This is a genomic window from Rhodococcus sp. OK519 (assembly GCF_003051005.1).
Classification (GTDB): Bacteria; Actinomycetota; Actinomycetes; order Mycobacteriales; family Mycobacteriaceae; genus Prescottella.
The window spans coordinates 1-5,510 of sequence record NZ_QAOW01000026.1; the positions used below are offsets into that span (position 1 = coordinate 1).

Below are 5,510 nucleotides of genomic sequence, written 5' to 3' on the forward strand. Positions count from 1 at the left end.
GGGATCGGGTTAGGCTGGAACGGTTGCCCCGGAGCGAGAAATCTTAGGGTTTCGAGTGATGGTGTGCGCGTGTTCTTTGAGAACTCAACAGTGTGTCGATGAATGTCAGTGCCAAATTATTTGGTACTCCGCATCACTTTTTGGTGGTGTGGGTATTTGCTGATCGTTCCATTCTTCCGTCTGGGATGGTCAGTGTTTAGAGCTAGTTGAGTTTTTTTGCTAGTGATTTGACTCGATGTCTATGACTGATTGCCGGCTTGCCGGCCAATCTAGAGTCTTCAACGGAGAGTTTGATCCTGGCTCAGGACGAACGCTGGCGGCGTGCTTAACACATGCAAGTCGAACGGTAAGGCCCCTTCGGGGGTACACGAGTGGCGAACGGGTGAGTAACACGTGGGTGATCTGCCCTGCACTCTGGGATAAGCCTGGGAAACTGGGTCTAATACCGGATATGACCTTGAACTGCATGGTTCTTGGTGGAAAGGTTTACTGGTGCAGGATGGGCCCGCGGCCTATCAGCTTGTTGGTGGGGTAATGGCCTACCAAGGCGACGACGGGTAGCCGGCCTGAGAGGGCGACCGGCCACACTGGGACTGAGACACGGCCCAGACTCCTACGGGAGGCAGCAGTGGGGAATATTGCACAATGGGCGAAAGCCTGATGCAGCGACGCCGCGTGAGGGATGAAGGCCTTCGGGTTGTAAACCTCTTTCAGCAGGGACGAAGCGAGAGTGACGGTACCTGCAGAAGAAGCACCGGCTAACTACGTGCCAGCAGCCGCGGTAATACGTAGGGTGCGAGCGTTGTCCGGAATTACTGGGCGTAAAGAGTTCGTAGGCGGTTTGTCACGTCGTTTGTGAAAACTCACAGCTCAACTGTGAGCCTGCAGGCGATACGGGCAGACTTGAGTACTGCAGGGGAGACTGGAATTCCTGGTGTAGCGGTGAAATGCGCAGATATCAGGAGGAACACCGGTGGCGAAGGCGGGTCTCTGGGCAGTAACTGACGCTGAGGAACGAAAGCGTGGGTAGCAAACAGGATTAGATACCCTGGTAGTCCACGCCGTAAACGGTGGGCGCTAGGTGTGGGTTCCTTCCACGGGATCTGTGCCGTAGCTAACGCATTAAGCGCCCCGCCTGGGGAGTACGGCCGCAAGGCTAAAACTCAAAGGAATTGACGGGGGCCCGCACAAGCGGCGGAGCATGTGGATTAATTCGATGCAACGCGAAGAACCTTACCTGGGTTTGACATATACCGGAAAGCCGTAGAGATACGGCCCCCCTTGTGGTCGGTATACAGGTGGTGCATGGCTGTCGTCAGCTCGTGTCGTGAGATGTTGGGTTAAGTCCCGCAACGAGCGCAACCCTTGTCCTGTGTTGCCAGCGCGTAATGGCGGGGACTCGCAGGAGACTGCCGGGGTCAACTCGGAGGAAGGTGGGGACGACGTCAAGTCATCATGCCCCTTATGTCCAGGGCTTCACACATGCTACAATGGCCAGTACAGAGGGCTGCGAGACCGTGAGGTGGAGCGAATCCCTTAAAGCTGGTCTCAGTTCGGATTGGGGTCTGCAACTCGACCCCATGAAGTCGGAGTCGCTAGTAATCGCAGATCAGCAACGCTGCGGTGAATACGTTCCCGGGCCTTGTACACACCGCCCGTCACGTCATGAAAGTCGGTAACACCCGAAGCCGGTGGCCTAACCCTTGTGGAGGGAGCCGTCGAAGGTGGGATCGGCGATTGGGACGAAGTCGTAACAAGGTAGCCGTACCGGAAGGTGCGGCTGGATCACCTCCTTTCTAAGGAGCGTTCTCCGATCGATCACTCACACAGGTGGGTCGATGGTCGGCAGAGGCCGTTTCTGCTCCCACATGTGGAGCGGCGGTTGCTCATGGGTGGAACACTGACAAACATTTTCTTCGTTACTGCCGGCCTCTGTGTTGGTGGGAAGAGAGTTATATCGACATACTGTTGGGTCCTGAGAGAACACGCGAGTGTTTTTCTCCAGGAAGAAACGGACAATGCCTGGGCGTGGTCATACCGCGGTGGATGTGAATCTGCCGGCTGGTGCCACACGAGTTCGGGTGTTGTGTGTTGTTTGAGAACTGCACAGTGGACGCGAGCATCTTTGTTGTAAGTAATTAAGAGCGCACGGTGGATGCCTTGGCACCAGGAGCCGATGAAGGACGTAGGAGGCTGCGATAAGCCTCGGGGAGCTGTCAACCGAGCTGAGATCCGAGGATTTCCGAATGGGGAAACCCAGCCACAGTGATGTGTGGTTACCCACGCCTGAATATATAGGGCGTGTGGAGGGAACGTGGGGAAGTGAAACATCTCAGTACCCACAGGAAGAGAAAACAACATGTGATTCCGTGAGTAGTGGCGAGCGAAAGCGGAAGAGGCTAAACCATGGGTGTGTGATAGCCGGCGGGCGTTGCATTCGTGGGGTTGTGGGATCCATTTTGTCAATTCTGCCGGATTGGCCAACAGTAAGAAATCATCGTGTTAGTCGAAGTGGTCTGGAACGGCCTGTCGTAGAGGGTGAGAGTCCCGTAGACGAAAACTTGATGACTGTTGTAGTGGACACCCGAGTAGCAGCGGGCCCGTGAAATCTGCTGTGAATCTGTCGGGACCACCCGATAAGCCTGAATACTCCCTGGTGACCGATAGCGGACTAGTACCGTGAGGGAAAGGTGAAAAGTACCCCGGGAGGGGAGTGAAATAGTACCTGAAACCGTGCGCTTACAATCCGTCAGAGCCTGCGCCACTTCGGTGGGTGGGTGATGGCGTGCCTTTTGAAGAATGAGCCTGCGAGTTAGTGGCATGTCGCGAGGTTAACCCGTGTGGGGTAGCCGTAGCGAAAGCGAGTCTGAATAGGGCGACGCAGTGGCATGTTCTAGACCCGAAGCGGAGTGATCTACCCATGGCCAGGGTGAAGCGACGGTAAGACGTCGTGGAGGCCCGAACCCACTTAGGTTGAAAACTGAGGGGATGAGTTGTGGGTAGGGGTGAAAGGCCAATCAAACTCCGTGATAGCTGGTTCTCCCCGAAATGCATTTAGGTGCAGCGTCGCGTGTTTCACTCTGGAGGTAGAGCTACTGGATGGCCGATGGGCCCTACAAGGTTACTGACGTCAGCCAAACTCCGAATGCCAGAGTGTGAGAGCGCGGCAGTGAGACTGCGGGGGATAAGCTTCGTAGTCGAGAGGGAAACAGCCCAGATCGCCAGCTAAGGTCCCTAAGCGTGTACTAAGTGGAAAAGGATGTGGGGTCGCGAAGACAACCAGGAGGTTGGCTTAGAAGCAGCCACCCTTGAAAGAGTGCGTAATAGCTCACTGGTCAAGTGATCCTGCGCCGACAATGTAGCGGGGCTCAAGTACACCACCGAAGCTGCGGCATTCACATAACACCCATGCGGGTCTACGGATCTGTGTGCAGTGGTGTGGATGGGTAGGGGAGCGTCGTGCAGCCATGGAAGCGCCGGAGTGATCCAGGTGTGGAGGCTGCACGAGTGAGAATGCAGGCATGAGTAGCGAAAGACGAGTGAGAAACTCGTCCGCCGAATGACCAAGGGTTCCTGGGCCAGGTTAATCCGCCCAGGGTGAGTCGGGACCTAAGGCGAGGCCGACAGGCGTAGTCGATGGACAACGGGTTGATATTCCCGTACCCGTGTGAACGCGCCCCTGGTGAATCAGTGATACTAACCGTCCTGAAGCGTCCTTACTTCCCTTCGGGGAACCTGGATGTGGATGCACGGGACCTGATCTGGTAGTAGCCAAGCGATGGGGTGACGCAGGAAGGTAGCTGAGCCAGTCAGTGGTAATACTGGTGTAAGCGTGTAGGGCGTGACCTAGGCAAATCCGGGTCACATACAGCCTGAGACGTGATGCGTAGCCGATTGAGGCGAATTCAGTGATCCTATGCTGCCGAGAAAAGCCTCTAGCGAGCTTTCACACGGCCCGTACCCCAAACCGACACAGGTGGTCAGGTAGAGAATACTAAGGCGATCGAGATAACTATGGTTAAGGAACTCGGCAAAATGCCCCCGTAACTTCGGGAGAAGGGGGGCCTCGTCTGGTGATCCAACTTGCTTGGTGAGCTGGGTGGGGCCGCAGAGACCAGTGAGAAGCGACTGTTTACTAAAAACACAGGTCCGTGCGAAGTCGTAAGACGATGTATACGGACTGACGCCTGCCCGGTGCTGGAAGGTTAAGAGGACCGGTTAGCCAGTAATGGCGAAGCTGAGAATTTAAGCCCCAGTAAACGGCGGTGGTAACTATAACCATCCTAAGGTAGCGAAATTCCTTGTCGGGTAAGTTCCGACCTGCACGAATGGCGTAACGACTTCTCAGCTGTCTCAACCATAGACTCGGCGAAATTGCATTACGAGTAAAGATGCTCGTTACGCGCGGCAGGACGAAAAGACCCCGGGACCTTCACTATAGCTTGGTATTGTTGTTCGGTTCGGTTTGTGTAGGATAGGTGGGAGACTGTGAAGCGGGCACGCCAGTGTCTGTGGAGTCATTGTTGAAATACCACTCTGATCGTATTGGACATCTAACCTCGGACCATGATCTGGTTCAGGGACAGTGCCTGGTGGGTAGTTTAACTGGGGCGGTTGCCTCCCAAAATGTAACGGAGGCGCCCAAAGGTTCCCTCAGCCTGGTTGGCAATCAGGTGTTGAGTGCAAGTGCACAAGGGAGCTTGACTGTGAGACTGACAAGTCGAGCAGGGACGAAAGTCGGGACTAGTGATCCGGCACCGGCAAGTGGAAGCGGTGTCGCTCAACGGATAAAAGGTACCCCGGGGATAACAGGCTGATCTTCCCCAAGAGTCCATATCGACGGGATGGTTTGGCACCTCGATGTCGGCTCGTCGCATCCTGGGGCTGGAGTAGGTCCCAAGGGTTGGGCTGTTCGCCCATTAAAGCGGCACGCGAGCTGGGTTTAGAACGTCGTGAGACAGTTCGGTCTCTATCCGCCGCGCGCGTTAGAAACTTGAGGAAGGCTGTCCCTAGTACGAGAGGACCGGGACGGACGAACCTCTGGTGTGCCAGTTGTTCCGCCAGGAGCACTGCTGGTTAGCTACGTTCGGAAGGGATAACCGCTGAAAGCATCTAAGCGGGAAGCCTGTTCCAAGATGAGGTTTCTCACCCCCTCGAGGGGGTAAGGCCCCCGGCAGACCACCGGGTTGATAGGCCAGAACTGGAAGTCCGGTAACGGATGGAGGTGACTGGTACTAATAGGCCGAGGACTTACCACAAAGAAGCTACGCGTCCACTGTGCGGTATCTGAAACAACACACAGATATCATTCACCCCCAACACCCCTGTGCCCTTTTTGTGGCGGGCGGGTGGTTCGGGCGGGGGGATCGAATGTGTGACAGTTTCATAGAGTTACGGCGGCCATAGCGGAGGGGAAACGCCCGGTCTCATTCCGAACCCGGAAGCTAAGCCCTCCAGCGCCGATGGTACTGCACTCGACAGGGTGTGGGAGAGTAGGACACCGCCGAACA

At 55.8% G+C, this 5,510-nt stretch carries 3 rRNA genes; all 3 read left to right on the forward strand.

Annotation, left to right across the window (positions count from 1 at the left end):
• Positions 1 to 278 precede the first annotated feature (278 nt).
• The 3 genes from C8K36_RS24450 to rrf all read left to right on the forward strand — a co-directional run bounded on the left by C8K36_RS24450 (position 279) and on the right by rrf (position 5,509).
• Positions 279 to 1,796, forward strand: a 16S ribosomal RNA gene (locus tag C8K36_RS24450).
• Between the two features lie 332 nt (positions 1,797 to 2,128).
• Positions 2,129 to 5,258, forward strand: a 23S ribosomal RNA gene (locus C8K36_RS24455).
• 134 nt (positions 5,259 to 5,392) lie between these two features.
• Positions 5,393 to 5,509 (forward strand): 5S ribosomal RNA (gene rrf / locus C8K36_RS24460).
• The 16S, 23S and 5S rRNA genes sit together here, the layout of an rRNA operon.
• Position 5,510 lies beyond the last annotated feature (1 nt).